12 protein-coding genes and 1 pseudogene are annotated in these 16,530 nt (G+C 54.8%); 3 read left to right on the forward strand and 10 right to left on the reverse strand.

The window, feature by feature from the left end; translation table 11 throughout:
• The first annotated feature begins 251 nt into the window (after positions 1-251).
• Complete coding sequence (gene cysQ, locus CPA45_RS20260) at positions 252-1,013, forward strand: 3'(2'),5'-bisphosphate nucleotidase CysQ (RefSeq protein WP_096654734.1); 762 nt, start codon at positions 252-254, stop codon at positions 1,011-1,013.
• 351 nt (positions 1,014-1,364) lie between these two features.
• Here the strand turns inward: cysQ and CPA45_RS20265 are convergent, their stop codons facing one another.
• The 6 genes from CPA45_RS20265 to CPA45_RS20290 form a co-directional block, all read right to left on the reverse strand.
• Entirely contained in the window at positions 1,365-1,874 is a 510-nt protein-coding gene (locus CPA45_RS20265) for an REP-associated tyrosine transposase (protein ID WP_096654736.1), read from the reverse strand.
• 446 nt (positions 1,875-2,320) lie between these two features.
• Positions 2,321-3,325 (reverse strand): Csu type fimbrial protein, encoded by a 1,005-nt coding sequence (locus CPA45_RS20270; RefSeq protein ID WP_165771597.1) that lies wholly within the window; start codon positions 3,323-3,325, stop codon positions 2,321-2,323.
• A 14-nt stretch (positions 3,326-3,339) separates the two neighbouring features.
• Positions 3,340-5,703: a fimbria/pilus outer membrane usher protein gene (locus CPA45_RS20275; RefSeq protein ID WP_096654740.1), complete on the reverse strand. Its 2,364-nt coding sequence runs from the start codon at positions 5,701-5,703 to the stop codon at positions 3,340-3,342.
• 8 nt (positions 5,704-5,711) lie between these two features.
• The gene (locus CPA45_RS20280; protein ID WP_096654742.1) at positions 5,712-6,473 is read right to left on the reverse strand and encodes a fimbrial biogenesis chaperone; all 762 of its coding nucleotides are present in this window, start codon (positions 6,471-6,473) and stop codon (positions 5,712-5,714) included.
• A gap of 41 nt (positions 6,474-6,514) precedes the next feature.
• The gene (locus CPA45_RS20285; protein ID WP_208858567.1) at positions 6,515-7,036 is read right to left on the reverse strand and encodes a Csu type fimbrial protein; all 522 of its coding nucleotides are present in this window, start codon (positions 7,034-7,036) and stop codon (positions 6,515-6,517) included.
• Positions 7,037-7,044: 8 nt separating this feature from the next.
• A complete protein-coding gene (locus CPA45_RS20290; RefSeq protein ID WP_096654744.1) occupies positions 7,045-7,584 on the reverse strand; it encodes a Csu type fimbrial protein in 540 nt (179 codons plus the stop codon).
• 542 nt (positions 7,585-8,126) lie between these two features.
• Here CPA45_RS20290 and gdhA point away from each other — a divergent pair.
• Positions 8,127-9,479 (forward strand): NADP-specific glutamate dehydrogenase, encoded by a 1,353-nt coding sequence (gene gdhA / locus CPA45_RS20295; protein ID WP_096654746.1) that lies wholly within the window; start codon positions 8,127-8,129, stop codon positions 9,477-9,479.
• A gap of 109 nt (positions 9,480-9,588) precedes the next feature.
• Positions 9,589-10,002 carry a nucleoside diphosphate kinase regulator gene (rnk, locus tag CPA45_RS20300; protein ID WP_078087060.1) on the forward strand — a complete coding sequence of 138 codons (414 nt, stop codon included), beginning with the start codon at positions 9,589-9,591 and terminating at the stop codon, positions 10,000-10,002.
• A 97-nt stretch (positions 10,003-10,099) separates the two neighbouring features.
• On the opposite strand, the gene CPA45_RS23210 is transcribed toward rnk, so the two are convergent.
• The 4 genes and pseudogenes from CPA45_RS23210 to CPA45_RS20315 form a co-directional block, all read right to left on the reverse strand.
• A complete protein-coding gene (locus tag CPA45_RS23210; protein ID WP_279628828.1) occupies positions 10,100-10,222 on the reverse strand; it encodes a hypothetical protein in 123 nt (40 codons plus the stop codon).
• 716 nt (positions 10,223-10,938) lie between these two features.
• A complete protein-coding gene (gene rfaH, locus CPA45_RS20305) occupies positions 10,939-11,463 on the reverse strand; it encodes a transcription/translation regulatory transformer protein RfaH (protein ID WP_096654748.1) in 525 nt (174 codons plus the stop codon).
• Positions 11,464-11,468: 5 nt separating this feature from the next.
• Positions 11,469-12,803 (reverse strand): aminotransferase class I/II-fold pyridoxal phosphate-dependent enzyme, encoded by a 1,335-nt coding sequence (locus CPA45_RS20310; RefSeq protein WP_096654750.1) that lies wholly within the window; start codon positions 12,801-12,803, stop codon positions 11,469-11,471.
• A pseudogene (locus CPA45_RS20315) lies at positions 12,800-16,453 on the reverse strand (type I polyketide synthase); the annotation flags it as partial. The gene CPA45_RS20310 and the pseudogene CPA45_RS20315, both read right to left, overlap by 4 nt.
• Positions 16,454-16,530 lie beyond the last annotated feature (77 nt).

Below are 16,530 nucleotides of genomic sequence, written 5' to 3' on the forward strand. Positions count from 1 at the left end.
ACCATCGCGGGTGCCTCATACGCTCGTCCCTCGCGAGATTCGTTACGCCGCGCTACGGTAGGTGCAATAGATTGGTGTTGATGGTTTTGTAGCGCGGGTAAGCCTACGGCGCACCCGCGATGGTACTCAGCCTAGGCATCTCTGGGTGGTTCCGTCACCATCGCGGGTGCCTCATACGCTCGTCCCTCGCGAGATTCGTTACACCGCGCTACAGGTACGTTCAATAGATAGCTTCATTAAGCGGGGGTGGTATGCCAACCTTACTGGAACAGGTGCTCAAAATTGCGTACGAAGCTGGCGATGCCATCATGGACATCTATGCGAAAGGCTTTAACGTCGAGCTCAAAGACGATAACAGCCCGGTCACTGATGCAGACCAAGCTGCCCATCAGGTAATTATGCGCGGCTTACAGTCACTTTCTATCCAGCTACCGATTCTTTCCGAAGAAGATGCCGAAGGCTTTACCGGGGTTGGTGACGATGGCCGGTACTGGCTGGTAGACCCACTTGATGGTACGAAAGAATTTATCAAACGAAATGATGAATTCACCGTCAATATTGCGCTAATCGAAAACGGTAGGCCTGTACTTGGTGTGGTTACCGCCCCGGTGTTAAAGGTAGCGTATATCGCAGCAGAAGGGGTGGGGGCTTTTAAAATAGATACTACTGGTCAGCGCCATGCTATCCAGGTAGCAGGCAAGCCTGACAAAGAGACCACTTGGCGTGTGATGGGTAGTCGCTCACATCCTCATCCAGCTTTAGCTGCCTGGTTAAATAAATTAGGCAAACATAGCGTTGTTCCCATGGGCAGCTCTTTAAAGTGCTGTTTAATTGCTGAGGGCAAAGCCGATGTATACCCCCGCCTAGGCCCCACTAGCTTATGGGACACTGCCGCAGCACATGCTGTAATGCTGCAGGCGGGTGGTCGTTTGGAAAGCCTGGAAGGCGAACCGCTGAGCTACGCGAACCCCAGAGAAACGCTCAATCCTTCTTTCGTTGCTTGGGGGCATTGATCGTCGTAGACGTACCTGGGTGGCACGCATCACCATCGCGGGTGCCTCATACGCTCGTTCCTCGCGAGATTCGTTACGCCGCGCTACGGTAGGCAATAGATTGGTGTTGATGGTTTTGTAGCGCGTGGTAAGCCTATGGCGCACCCGCGGATGTTGCACAGCGTAAGCGTCCCTGGGTGGCGCCGTCACCATCGCGGGTGCCTCATACGCTCGTCCCTCGCGAGATTCGTTACGCCGCGCTACGGTAGGTGCAATAGATTGGTGTTAATGGTTTTGTAGCGCGGGTAAGCCTACGGCGCACCCGCGGATGTTGCCCTGCATAGGCGTACCTGGGGGCGCCGGTATTAAGCGCTATTCGCCTTTGATATCTGCTATGGATGGTGTGTCGTTTGAGCCCCAATCTTGGTCATACCACCCCTTCTTTACGTGCCTATGAAAGCTTGACCAAGGCCAGTTGTTTGGTGCACTAGCCCACCCATGCTTTACTGGATTGTAATGAATATAATCCATATGCCGCTGCCAATCTTGTTCGTCACGTATAACATGCTCCCAGAATCCCCGCTGCCAAGTACCTGTTGCTTTGGCCGGGAGTAGGAAATTTCTTGAAGCGTGTTTTTTGATATCTCTCCAGCGTGATGAGTAATCAGTATCATCTTGTGGAAGTGTCCAGATACAGTGCAGGTGGTCGGGAAGGAGGACACAGGCATCCATAACGAAGGGGGCCTTAGCTTTGACGCGACGAAAAGCCTGCCCAAGGGCATCTCTATTTTGTCGTTTTGTAAATAGTGGCTGCCGGTTGTGAGTCACAACCGTAAAGAAATAAGTGCCGCCTGGAATGTATGCGCGTCGATAAGTAGCCACGAATGCCTCCTTGCAACAAGTCTTTTCTCCTTTGCCTAGTGGCATGAGGGAGTGTTGAAAATTCCATTTTAATGCTCAGTTTAGGTAGTTGCACAATACTGAGTGGTTTTGCCGTCATTCTATGGAGTATATGGTGCCTCGATGTAGAAGAGTGGCACCGTCACCCATCGCGGGTGCCTCATACGCTCGTCCCTCGCGAGATTCGTTACGCCGCGCTACGGCAGGTGCAATAGATTGGTATTGATGGTTTTGTAGCGCGTGGTAAGCCTACGGCGCACCCGCGATGGTACTCAGCCTAGACGTACCTGGGTGGCTCCGTCACCATCGCGGGTGCCTCATACGCTCGTTCCTCGCGAGATTCGTTACGCCGCGCTACGGTAGGTGCAATAGGTTGGTGTTGATGGTTTTGTAGCGCGGGGAAGCCTACGGCGCACCCGCGGAGCGGGTTAGAAAATAACGTCGACCACGATTACGTCTGTGTAGGTGCCTGATGGTGGCGTGGTTTGTCCTGGGAGAATCTCTCCTCGGTAGGTGAAGCCTTGACCGGTTACACCGCTTGGTGTGCCTGGGTTGGTGTCGGCAGTGGCAGAAGAGCGCCGTTCGCTGCCAGTATTGCCCCAGCGCTCGCTACCGGTTGGGCCTTTGTAGAGCTGATACTCCAAGTAGTTGCCATTATTCTCCATGCGCCGGATGCTCGCGGCAGGCTGTTGGCCATCACTTAACCCCACTGAGAAGTCGCTACCTTTGGTACAGGTAATATCGATGGTTTGTGTCACTGGGTCGAAGCCAGCCACAAGCGGAGCACTGCCGAAGTCCAGATCGGGGGATTGAATGGCGCAGTCTGGGGTAACTGCCATGCTGAGGCTGACTGTGCTGACACCCGAGCCAGTGCGGAAACCGAGGCATACGAGTACGCCTACATTGCAGATGCGCCAGTTCCAGTTGATGGTTATGGTGTCAGTATATGTACCGGCTGCCACATTAGCGGTGGTTAGGGTGCGAAACTCCATGGGTATATTGACGCTCTGACCGCCGATCAGGCCGAGCAAGTCAATCAGTACGGGGTTGAAATAGTTATATGTTGTGTTGAGAAAGATCTCTTCGTTCGCTGCAGCCAGGGCGAAAATACGGTAAGAAATAGCATCTCCGCTGGCGGCATTAACTAGTGCTCCTTGATTAGCACTGGAAAGCGTAGCGCGGATCCATTGGTCGGATACGACGGCTAGCCCGAGTACAGACCCTCTGCAGACAGCACCTGCGTTGGGCTGGGCTGAGGTAGTTTGGGGTGTGCTGGCGATAGCGAATGAGCTGGCGCTTGCAAAGGTGGCAGTGACGCTCGGGCTGATTGTGCACGACCAAGCAGCAGGGCTGATGCATAACAAGAGCAGTAGCATGGCCCCAATTGACCAGCTTCGGCGATTCCTGTGCAGTGCCGTGGGTGGCTGTGGCATATGATGGGGTTCCCCTATAGGCATGATTGAGGCCCTAGCTGCTGAACATCATTGATGTGGGTATCGATAGATAGGGTTAGCGCGCACTTGCTGCCATTGGGAAGCGTTACTTGGAGTCGATTATCACTCTCCAGGCCTTCAAGGTAGGTAAGGCCATCCCAGCCAACCAAAGATGTTGCACCACTATCAACGATAATCTGAGAACCTAATGGCAGCGGCTCGCCTTGACTATCCACGATTTCCAGCGTTGCCGCCACTATGCGTTCAACGGGGAAGCGCAGTAGGTACCCGCTACCGGCATTTACTGCGATGCGCTGCTCTATTTTTGGGGCGCTAAGGTTGGCGGGAAGTATCAAAGGGTCAATCTCGTACTTGCCGGCATAGTAAGCACGTGCCCAGGGAACTAGCAGGTGGCCGCTGTCACGGGTATGGCCAACCAGTTGGTTCTCGTAGCGAACCGGTATGTCGGCTTGGCCATCGGTGCTCACCACGACAAACCCATCGCGTATATAGTTGGTAGCGAACCACTGGTTATCCATGCGCACCAGTGAGCCTCTGGCATTGGCAAAGCGTACGTCATCGTTCCCAGTGCCGAAGATACCTCCACGCAATTCAGTGGAGACACCACGCCAGGCAACCTCCGCTTGGCGGTAGTCGCTATCTGTATCACGGTGCTCATAAGCTAAGTTCCAGCCCCAACCTCCCTGGAGTGGAGGGTTATGGGCATATTGGGTTCTAGTTCTGATCTCTCCGTCGCTGTTCCGCTGCATGCTGGTGCTTAGTGTGCCAGGGCGGCTATTCAGCGGTAGTGTAATCTGAGCCAGGGTATTCCAGCTGCCGCCCACTTCTCGGTTGGCGGATAGCGAAAGGTGCATACGTTCCCATAGGGGGCGGTTATAGGACAGGTTAAACAGCCGTGTGCGGCTGTCGTCTCCGGTTTTGATATCGAAGTAGCCACCAGCCAGTGATCCCATTTGGCCAAGGCTGAGGCCAGCAGTGAGCTGAGTAACCTCTCGCTGTGTTTTTTCGCTTGAAGCGCTATGTATGCTGCGGGAAAGGTCAGTGAAGTCCGCTTGTTCTATTTGATGGCGCAGGCCCATGTTAAAGCGGCGGCTTCGGTAACGATACCCTGCTGTGTATGCCTCACCTGTGACGCCTTCGCTATGGCTTTGGCGGTAGGCTGTCTCCAAAGTGCCTAGCCGCCATAAGCCGAAAGTACCACCCGCACCCACTGTGGTTAGGTCTTCGCTGGCTTCGGTCTGCAACTCTATTGTGAAGTGATTATTGATGCCGCGCCGGTAGCTGCCGGTGGCCGCTGCTCCGCCATAGTCAAAATCACGTTGGCCGAAGTTACGCCGTAGGGCGCCAGTACTAATGCTGAAGCTGCTTAAGCCAGGTTGCAGTAGCTCGCTGGAAACGTAAAACGGTAAGCTGGTTGATACTCGCCGCCCTTGGCTATCTGTGGTCACTATCATGGCTGTACCCGCGCCGGTGACCATCGGCATATTGGTGACAGTGAAGGGGCCGGGGGCTAATTCCATCGAGGATTGTCGTGAGCCATCGATGAATAGGTCTAGGGTAGTGGGCACTGCGGCTTCGCCGGAAAATTCGGGTAATGGATGGGTGATTAGGTCGGGACGTAGGGCGAAGTTACGGGAGACCTGAATGCCTCCGAGGCGCACTGCATTAGTCCAGCCCAGTGGCCGAGTGATAACGTCTCCGGCGGCGTATTGGATCATGCGTTCTTGGTCAGCATATTCCCAGCGGGTGTCGAAACGTCGATACCCTTCGGTTAGCCCGCTCTCGCCAGTCACTATCTCGCGGTAAATGCCCGAAGTGCTTAGCGTCCCCGCGGCGCCGAAAAGGCGTGCTTCATGTCCTAAGCTAGCCAATGTGGCACTGTGCTGTGTATCGCTGATGTAGGCGTCGTAGTTAAGCAACGCGCCTGGGCTAGTGTGTAGTGTGAGCGTATCGTTTTGGCGTGTGTTGGTGTGAAACTGATGGGGTAACCAGTCGGGCGGCACCTCAATATAAAGCCGTTGGCTAGGGCTGTGGTAACTAGCCTCCAAACCATTTAACTGGCTGAGATTAGTGTGATCTTGATGGTTGAGGTGTTCGCTGGGCAGCCCAATTTCAAGTAACACCTCACGCTTGATGAACAGTTCGCCGTCTCGTTGTGTTACTTGCTCGATACGTTGGGTAGAGCGCTGATTGACGATTATCTCTAAATGAAGCTCCCATACTGCTGCAGAGGCGCCGGCGCGTGGCGGCGGCGGCAGTGTCTGACCAACCGCTGGCATAGTCACCGCCATCAGGAGCAAGGCGCAGCAGCTTGAGGTAAGCCATGCTTGGAGGTGCCAGCAGAAACGTTTGAGCATGCTGGTACCTACTCGGGCGAAATACGGTGGCCGACCCCTGAAACGTGCGCGCGAAGTTCACCAGTTGGCCTGAGGCCTGGAGGTAGCGGCCAGCGCCGCATTTGGCCGGGAAGCACATAGCCAAGCAGTCCTTCAGTAATTTCGGCACGTTGTCCTGATTGTTCGAAGGCTACTTGGCTAAGACGTACATGATGCTGGCCAGCGTTACGTATCTCTAGTTGTGGTTGCCCCCCCTGTTGAACGACTCTCCAGGTGAGCCCTGGGTATGGTGTGCCGCTATTGGCTAAGCGTGCTGGTGGAGATGCTCCTTCGCCATAAACGAACAGCGGTAAAGAGTAGCGCATTTGTAAGCGCACAGCCGCGCGAGGTGTCTCTGGAACCCTGTCGTTAGCTGCCAGGGCTGGTATTTCGTCAACGATGATGCGATAGGCTTGCTCTTGGCCTGGGGGAGTTGAGGCTTGGCGAAGCAAACGTACCATCTGCCGTTCACCTGGCGCGATAGTCATCATTGGGGGGCTACCAACCAGGGTTTGCTGAGGCTGATAGTGGTCATTCCCTCCTTCCTGAGACCAGGCAAATATGCGGAGTTGCATGTTGACCGTTTGGCGGCCTCTATTTTCCAGCCACAGTGCACTGGCCTGCTGGTGGCTTTCGATGATGGGATAAATAGGCCAAATTAACAGTGAGTTAGCTGCCGCAGTGAGGGGAGCCATAAGCGCGCCCAGAAGTGCGAGGATGCCTAAATTGTGACCGAAGCGAATTGCTAACATGGGTATTCTCCTTAATTAGACGTGCCCAAGTCGCTGCGATGTCACCACTCCAGCGTTAGCACTAGCTCGTCGCTATAGCTCCCCGCAGGCAGATTGCCCGGTAGGGTCAGGCTGCCCCAGACGGGGAGTGGGATGTTGTCGGGAGTTGTGGTGGTGTCTATGGTAATTGGCTGGTCAATGCCAATAGGGTTAGCTAAGGCTGCATCTCGATAGAGTTGGTAAGTTAGTGTCTCGCTTCCATCATTTCGTTTGAGCTGTCGTCCAGCATTCGGTTGTAGCCCTCCATCAATGCTCATGCTTAATGGGATTCCAGGTGTACAGCTGAGCGTAAAGGACCCAGAGGAGAGCAGCGCCACATTACGTGTCTCTTGAGACAGCGCCGAGGCGGTGCCAAATGCTAGGCTACCTAGTATGCCAACCTGGGCGCCCTCAGAAGGAATGCCATGATTGACAAGGCAGCCTGGGGTGATGGTCGCCGATACCATGAAGGTGTCAGTGGGGGCTGCCTGAGCAATCCCCACTATCACTATCATTGGGCCAATGAGTCGTAAGCCCCAAGTCATTCGAGAAGCTACCAGGTCAGCTCAACTTGTAATGTGTCAGTGTAAGTCCCGGCAGGCAGGTTGCCTGGATCGCCGAAGGCGCGCCCATAGAGGGCAACTGTCTGCGGGGTGTTGGAGAATTCGTCCAGCACGATGGTGCCGTTAATATCTAGCACATCCGTACGAGTTTCATCGGTGTAGAGGGTGTAGCCGATGTAGGACGTTGCATCAGTGTCCTCCATCGCATGAATGGCCGGGGCAACTTCGCCATCATGCAATCCACTAAGTAGCGTGAAGGTAGGAGTAACGCCAGGTGAGCAGAGCACCGTGATGCCACCGGCACCCGCAACCTGGGCATCTGCCTGGCCGAACAGTGCAGAATGAGAACCGAATGCCAAACTACCGAAGTCGACTCCAGAGCCCTCTTCGCCATCGACTGAGCAGGCGGCTTCGAGGGTAATTGAGGCATCAATGGTGCCGCTGACCTGGGCTTGTAAGTTTGGTGTGAAGGCAAGAGCGCCCACCACGAGACTGTAGCCAGTAATGCGAGAGCATCTAGAGAAAAGCATAATAAACTCCATTGAGAGAGATTAATTGCTTAGAGATTTGTCCTGTGAAACAAGAGCATCTCGCTTGAATGTCTCAAGATCTAAATGCTCAGTATATTTTGCAAATATGTTCACTATTTTTAAGGTAGCAGGTAATACAAAACGCGCACTTAATTTACATTTTGTAACATTTTGTGTGGGTAAAACTAAGCGCATGTTGAGGCGTTTTAAAATTGAAGGCTGGTTAGATAAGAGTGTTGGTTTTGAGGAAGGAGCAGTGGGAACGGGTTGATGAGGTAGAAGCGTTCGGCAGTATGTGTTTTGTTACCGTTATGTACTTTGATATCCCTCTCTTTTTCACTATTTTCGTTGAAGTATCGTTTATGAGGCTTTGTTTAATATGCCAAAAAAGAGTGATCCAGGTGCCACTTTAGTCTAGTTTTTATGTTTTTTTGCACTATACCGAACCGGCATAGGGTATGCAGGTTTGCGTACTCACAGTTAAATACGTGAACGCTCTGGCCAGCAAATTGACGTTTTTAAACTGTAGGTGGTGACTGTTTATGCCTTATGTTCACGATACGCTGACGCGTTTAGCAAAAAGTAGCCCTGCACAGTCAGAGTTTTACCAAGCGATTGAAGAAGTTCTTGAGTGTCTTCGTCCGTTATTTGAGCGTGCGCCGCACTATCACCAGCACAGTATTATTGAGCGTATTGTGGAACCTGAGCGCCAAGTGATGTTTCGGGTGAGCTGGGTGGATGATGCTGGCAGGGTACAAGTGAATAAGGGGTATCGCGTCCAGTTTAATTCAGCACTTGGGCCTTATAAGGGGGGGCTACGTTTCCACCCTAGTGTGACCTCTGGGACGATTAAGTTCTTAGGGTTTGAACAGATTTTTAAAAATGCACTAACGGGCTTGCCGATTGGCGGTGGTAAAGGCGGCTCTGACTTTGACCCGAAAGGAAAGTCAGACAATGAAATTATGCGCTTTTGTCAGTCGTTTATGACCGAGCTTTACCGCCATATTGGCCCGCATTGCGATGTGCCAGCTGGTGATATTGGCGTTGGAGCAAGAGAGATTGGCTATCTATTTGGTCAATATAAGCGGATTACCGGCCGTTACGAAGGTGTGCTGACGGGCAAAGGGCTTAACTGGGGTGGCTCTCTGGGGCGTAAAGAGGCAACAGGTTATGGGGCGGTGTACTTCGCCCAGAATATGCTTACCGCTCGTGAAGAGGAGTTGCGCGGTAAAACCTGTTTAGTTTCTGGCGCGGGCAATGTAGCCATCTACACTATTGAGAAGCTGTATGAGCTGGGTGCCAAGCCAGTGACTTGCAGTGACTCCACTGGCACGATCCATGACCCTAGCGGTATTGATTTAGGTTTGTTGAAGCAACTGAAAGAAGTGCAGCGCGCTTCATTGGAAAGCTATCTTCACGATCACCCGGAAGCGCACTTCATTTCCGTGCGTGACTACCCGCAAGATGGCCATGCGGTGTGGCGTATTGCTGGCGATGCGGCATTTCCCTGCGCCACACAAAATGAGCTTACCGAAGCTGACGCGAAGATGCTGCTGGCAAATGGGGTTTGCTGCGTGAGTGAGGGTGCTAACATGCCTTCAACAAAAGAGGCTGTCGATCTTTTCCTGGAGGCCAAGATTGCTTACGGGCCTGGTAAAGCTGCCAATGCGGGTGGAGTGGCGACCAGTCAGTTGGAAATGGCGCAAAACAGCAGCATGGAACAGTGGCCGCTGGAGAAAGTTGACCAGAAACTGAAGCAGATAATGGCGGATATTCATCGTCAATGCGCTGATACAGCAGAGGAGTTTGGCGAGCCAGGTAACTTGGTATTAGGGGCTAATATTGCGGGTTTCCGTAAGGTTGCGGATGCCATGATTGAGCAGGGTGTTACCTGATCGCTTTTATAAATTAATCCGTATATAGTGGCTGGACATAGTCCTTCCCTTATAGGGGAGGGCTTTTTTTGTTGGTGTGTTTTTTTACTGCTTTCTGAGGAGAGTAAGAATGGGGCAGCGTCCTCCAATTATCATTAACCGTCTTGATGCCGAACGGCTTCAGCGCCTGATCGATAATGCCGCTGAGAAAGACTTAATGGTGGCTGAGTTACTTGAAGAGGAGTTGATGCGTGGTGAAGTGCTCGACCCTCAGGATATCCCTGAGGATGTGGTGAGCATGAATAGCCAGATTCGCTTTACTGATTTAACCCGAGAGCGCCAGATGATTCGCACGCTGGTGTACCCTCACGCGCTTGATAGTGTTGAGGATGGCATCTCGGTGATGGCACCCATTGGTGCGGCGTTAATCGGCCTGAGAATAGGCGATGTGATTGAATGGCCACTGCCGAATAACACCGAAGTTCGTTTGCGTGTCGATGCGATTTTTTGGCAGCCCGAGCGCGAGCAGCAGTTTCACCGATAAGGTCACCTGAGCATTTCAAGCCCACACCTGGGTTATATATCGGGTGGCTTCTTCACCGCGGGTGCCTCGCATTTGTTCGTTCCTCTCACAAGGCTCGTTACGCCGCGCTACGGGTTTGTGGTGGTTTGATTATTGGGTTGTAGCGCGTGGTAAGCCTACGGCGCACCCGCGGAGGTGGCTCGGTGGGCTGGGTGGCTTCTTCACCGCGGGTGCCTCGCATTTGTTCGTTCCTCTCACAAGGCTCGTTACACCGCGCTACAGGTTTGTGGTGGGTTGATTATTGGGGTTGTAGCGCGTGGTAAGCCTACGGCGCACCCGCGAAGGTGGCTCGGCGTGGCCGGGTGGCTGGTTCGTCGCGGGTGCCTCGCAGTTGTTCGTTCCTCTCACAAAGCTCGTTACGCCGCGCTACGAGTTTGTGGTGGTTTGATTATTGGGTTTGTAGCGCGTGGTAAGCCTACGGCGCACCCGCGGAGGTGGCTCGGCGTGGCCGGGTGGCTGGTTCGTCGCGGGTGCCTCATTCGCTCGTTCCTCGCGAGATTCGTTACACCGCGCTACGGGTTTGTGGTGGTTTGATTATTGGGTTGTAGCGCGTGGTAAGCCTACGGCGCACCCGCGATGGTGGCTCGGCGTGGCCGGGTGGCTGGTTCGTCGCGGGTGCCTCGCAGTTGTTCGTTCCTCTCACAAAGCTCGTTACACCGCGCTACGGGTCTGTGGTGGGTTGATTATTGGGTTGTAGCGCGTGGTAAGCCTACGGCGCACCCGCGGAGGTGGCTCGGCGTGACTGGGTGGCTGGTTCGTCGCGGGTGCCTCGCAGTTGTTCGTTCCTCTCACAAGGCTCGTTACACCGCGCTACGGGTCTGTGGTGGGTTGATTATTGGGTTTGTAGCGCGTGGTAAGCCTACGGCGCACCCGCGGAGGTGGTGCGGGTGCGGTCAGTTACCCTTCGCGTTTTTGTAGGCTACGGACGGGGAGTTCTATGTCTTGCGGGCGTTGGAGCACGCTAAGCAGGACAATGGCGCGCTCTTCACCTTTACAGCGTTTGAAGACGGCCTCTAAATCTTTGAAGGGGCCGTCAGTGATGGTCACTTTCTCCCCTGCACAGAAGTAGCTGTGGCTACCCTCTTGGTGGTGAGGCTGTGCACGCAAGGTTTCAACTAGCGCATCGGGCACTGCAACGGGGGTGTTGCCAAAGGTCAGTAGGCGTAGCACACCACGGGTTGACCGAATCGGCCTCCAATTACTGACTATTTGATCCAAACGGATAAACAGGTAGTAAGGGAAGAGCGGCTCGGTGATGGTGGTGAGTTTTCCCTGACGCTTGCGTTTGACCCCCAGCACCGGGTGAAACACTTCGTACCCCTGGTTGGCGAGGTGCTCAGCGGCGCGGAACGACTCGCCGCCTTTGCATTGAATTACGTACCAGCAGGGTTGAGTGCTCTCTGTGTACTTCGTCTCTTGCATAGCCACTACCTCTGGGCATTGGCGAGCAGGGTAACTAGCACGTCTAGGGTTTTGTCGATATGCGCCTGGGTATGTTCGCAGGAGAGGAAGAAGCGGAGTCGAGCACTTTTTTCTGGGACGGCTGGATAGAGAATGGGCTGCACGTTGATATGCTGCTCAAACAGCGCATGGGAAAGGTGTGCCGCAAGGGGGGAGCTGCCCACAATAACGGGTACCACTGCCGAGCCTATGCTGTGCCCAGTATCCAGGCCACGGGCTTGAGCCTGCTGCAAGAAATAGTGGGAAATCGTTTGCAACTGAGTAACCCGTTCCGGCTCTTGCTGCATTAGCTCCAGCACTTTCAGCGAGGGAGCGGCCACCTGGGCGGGCATACCAACGCTGTACAAAAAGCCGGGTGCGAAGTAGCGCAGTGTTTCAACGAGTGCCTTATTGCCTGCGATATAGCCGCCGCATCCTGAGAGCGTTTTGCTCATGGTTCCCATCCAGATATCTACATCGGTTGGGTTGATCGCAAAGTGCTCCCGGAGTCCTAAGCCAGTTGCTCCCATTACACCAAAGGAATGTGCTTCATCCACCATTAGCCACGCTTGATGGCGCTGCTTTAACTCAATAAAGCGGGGCAGGTCGGGGATGTCGCCATCCATACTGTAAAGCCCCTCAATCACTATCAACACCCGTTCAAACTGGTGCCGATGACGACTTAGCAGGGCATCCAGCGCATCGGGGTCGTTATGGCTAAACGACATCCGTTTAGCGCCAGAGAGCTGGGCGCCTACCAGCGAGCTGTTGTGAATGTACTCATCATGGAGTACCAGGTCTTTAGGGCCGAGCAAGTAGCCAAGGGTAGAGACGTTAGTGGCATGGCCACTAACGAAGGCGACGGCATCTTCCACACCATAGGCATTGGCGATGGCCTGCTCTAGCTCGCCATGGATGGGGCGTTCGCCAGACACGACGCGGCTGGCAGAAACAGAGGTGCCGTAGTGCGCTGCCGCATCACAAGCGGCTTGAACAACACGTGGGTCACCGGAGTAACCCAGGTAGTTGTAGCTAGCGAAGTTGATACAGGTATTGCCTTGAATAATGCTGGTCGCACCGGCAAGGCCTTCGTGTACCTTGAAGAATGGGTCTACCAGTCCCAGCTGTTCGGCACCCTGGCGCATCATTGCAAGCTGCTGATAGCCAGGGTGAGCATCGAACCGGGTAAAACGCTCGGGTACTGTACGAGTTGCATCTACCCCATTGATCGCTGGGGTGGCTGGATTGGTGGCGCGTGGGGTCGGTCGTTTACGGGCCTGTTCCAGCAGTTGTCGTTTCAGTTCGGAGCGCTTGACGGTCATGGTGTCTCGGTCGCAGGTGTTGAAGTCGGCTCATTAGTAAGCGTATCCGCCCCGTGGCGAGCGGCCAGAGAGGCTAACGCATCTTGTGGCGCTTCTTCAACATCATCGTCGTGCTGATGCAGTTTTTGTATCAGCACACCTGCGAGTTTATCCAGGGTAGAGGCTTCACTAAGCACCATAACGGGCACCTGGACACCTAACCGGTTTTCAATAGCCGTCATGAGCTCTACACCCATCAGCGAATCGAAGCCCATATCGTAAACCGAACGGTTGACGTCGATCTTCTCTTCATCGATCAGCAGAATGCTGGCAAGCTCGGCGCGTAGCAAGTCAGTCACGGTGCTATGCAGCTCTTCCGGGGAGAGATCGGCAAGCAGTGCGCTGATATCGTTATCGCTGTCGGTACTGCTGTCTTCATCGCTGGCGCGGGCAATTTCCATAAATCGCGGCGCGTTAGCGGTGGGCAGGAAGCGAGCTAATGCACCCCACTCTAGCTCCAGCACGCCAAGGCTGGGGCCTGGAGTAACCAGCATCTGTTCAAGCACCTTTAGGGCGTCGTCTGAGCGCAGGGCAGAACCGCCCAAGCGTTCTTGTAGAGCATCCCGTGTGCGGGTGTTACGTGCTAAGAAGCCAACATCTTCAATCGCACCCCAGCGTATGCAGGTGGCGGGCAGGCCCTCTGCACGGCGGCGAGCAGCAAAGGCTTCTAGCCAGTGGTTAGCGGCGACGTAGTTGGCTTGGCCTGGGTTGCCGAAAAGCGTGGTGGCTGAGGAGTACAGAATAAAGAAGTCCAGCTCAGCATCACGGCTCAGGGCATCCAGATGGCGTGCACCATCAATTTTGGGTGACAGTACTTTTTGGATGCGCTCGGCATCTAAATTGCGAATCAAGCCATCATCAATCACTGTGGCGGCGTGTACGATTCCACGTAGTGGAGCAAGCTCGAGCTGGGCACGCTCCATTACCTTGGCTAGGGCATCGCGGTCAGTAATGTCACATGCTGTTGCCAGCACGTTGACACCCTGGGCTTCAAAGGCCGTGATAGCTGCCTGGGCCTCTTCGCTGGCGGGGCCACTGCGGCTAAGCAGAATCAGCTGTCGGGCGCCTTTGCTCACTAACCATTGAGCCGTTTTTAGACCAAAGCCGCCAAGGCCTCCGGTGACCAGATAGCTGGCCTCTGCGGGCAGTGTTAGGGCATCGGTGCCGAGTGCCTCGTTACTGGGTGGTGCAATTGGCTGTTCGTAGGTCACCACGACTTTGCCGATCTGCCGCGCCTGCTGCATATAGCGGAAGGCGTCAATGACTTGGCTATGGCTGAAGGCGGTAAAGGGCAGTGGGCTGAGGGTGCCGTCGTTAAACAGCGCCATCATTTCACCAAACAAGCGCTGGGTAAGCGCTGGCTGCACCTTCATCAGCTGGTCGGAGTCGATGCCGAAGTAGCTGAGATTGTTGCGGAATGGGCGCAGGCCAATATGGGTGTTTTCGTAGAAGTCACGCTTGCCCAGTTCTAAAAAGCGTCCAAATGGACGCAAGGCGCGTAAGTTCTGGTTGATTGCTTCACCCGCTAGAGAGTTCAGCACGATATCCACGCCTTCGCCTTTAGTATCCCGAAGAATCTCTTCAGCAAAGGTGAGCGAGCGGGAGTCGTAGATGTGCGCGACACCCATCAAGCGTAAAAAGTCACGCTTCTCTTCCGAGCCTACGGTGGCGTATATCTCCGCCCCCATCCACTGGGCAATCTGTAGGGCGGCAATGCCGACGCCACCTGCGGCACCATGAATCAACACTTTCTCGCCGGGCTCAAGGCGCGCTAAGTGCTTCAGCGCGTAGTAGACGGTAAAGAAGGTGGTCGGGATGGTGGCTGCAGCAGCATAGCTAACGCCTTCTGGCAGCGGTGCTACGGCGTGCTGGCTGGCAATCAACCGGTCACTGAAGCTGGCAGGCCCAAAGCCCACTACCGCTTGGCCTGGTGCAACATGCTTAACATTGGCACCTACCGCGACGACTTCGCCCGAGAATTCAAGCCCGAGAGTGGGGCCCGCAAAGCCGTTTTCAATCGCTTCATCGGATAGCAGGCCGAGGGTGTACATCACATCGCGGAAGTTAAGACCGGTGGCCTTAACGCGAATCTCAACTTCATCTGCGCTTAGGGTCGGCAACTGACGCGGCCGCCACTGTAGCTGGCGCAGTTGGCCCGGTAGAGCGAAGCCAAGGGTCATCGCCTGCCGCGGTGCAGCTTTCTGCTCTTGTAGCGGATGCGGCGCAGGCAAGGTGCGTAGCCGGGTAGCTAGACGCGTGCCTTCTTGGGTGATCACCAGCTCGTTTTCACTATCCGGCGCCGCAATAGAGGCTGCAATGGCTGCTATTGCCGCGGTGCTGGGGGCTACCGGTAGGTCGATTAGCGTAACGAGATGGCCAACTGCTTCGTTGGCCAGCGAGCGACCAAAGCCCCATAGCGCGGCATCGTCACCAGTATGCGACTCTTGGGTAGGCAGCCAGAGCGTGACGCGGCTGCCTTGCCCTTCAAGACCACTAGCTTCCAACGCCAGCGACCACTGTTGTGCATTGTGGCAGCGTTGGGTTTGGGCTGTCGTGGTTGTAGCCCCTAGGCCGCGCAAGTCAACGATGTTAAGTGCTGCCGAGTTGAGCGCTTCGGGTATCTCGCTCGCTTCATCAAGTGCTTCGCTCAGCAGTACCTGTGGGGTTGCATCGCTAATCCGCAACCATACCTTGGCGCTACTAGACACATCAGCACTGTTAGACACATTAGCGCTGCTAGACAGTTTGGTGAGCTGCTCAGCAAGCTGTGTCGCCAGTGCGTCTTGCTCGTGCTCTGCAACAATAAGGTGGTGCGCCGCTGGCAGCGCTAACGTTGGTTGCTCATCGGCGTTAATAACCTGAGCGTGGAGCAGGTATGCACCTATATCGCCTTCTTCCAGCGCGATAGGTGGCGATACGCTGAAGCCTTGGTTATTCAGCCAGTCGCTGAGCGTGCTTTGCTCCAGGGCGTTTTGGTCGATACCTGGGGTTGCCAATAGATCATCCAGCCAACGGCTTGGCGAGATGCCTACCACCATAATCTGGGCGCCAGGCGCAAGCAGTGCGGGTAGGCTTTCAATTAGCTGTCGAGTACGTTCGGGCTGAGTCACATCCACGCTGATAAACGCAAGCTGGGCTTTCTCTGCATTCGTGAGCGTAGGTGGTGTTTCTTCCAACGGCTGGACATCTATCAGCGGGAAGCGCTCTTGTAACTGCTCTGCTTGATGGCGTGCAGTATCGCTGGTAGTGATGGCACGGTAGTGGTGCGTGCCTTTAGCAATATGGGGTGCGTTGGCAAGCTGCTCTAGCAGGCGCTGGCCGAGCGCGGGCGCGCAGGGGCCTGCTTCAAGCAGTTGCAGACATTGCCCTTCAGGCTGCGTGGCAAGGGTGGCCTCTATCAGCGCACCCAGCTCGGTAGCCAATACTTGCCAGCCACTTTCGCCAATCAGTACGCGGTTAATGCCTGATAAATGCTCGCCAGTAATTCCCAAACTTTCAAGTTCAGCGCTGCCGTTGGCAAGTAGCTCGCGGTGCAGGCCCAAGCGACCCACTAGGTGAATAGGCGCGAAGTAGTCGGGGTAGTCTTGCACTAACAGCTGCCAGATGGTTTCTGTTCTGGTCAAGTCGTAGCGGACACTTTTATTAAGCTGCTTCCGCGATTTTCTCGATCTCCCTTGGCGCGTGGTAG

The sequence above is a fragment of the Vreelandella nigrificans genome, assembly GCF_002374315.1.
Classification (GTDB): Bacteria; Pseudomonadota; Gammaproteobacteria; order Pseudomonadales; family Halomonadaceae; genus Vreelandella; species Vreelandella nigrificans.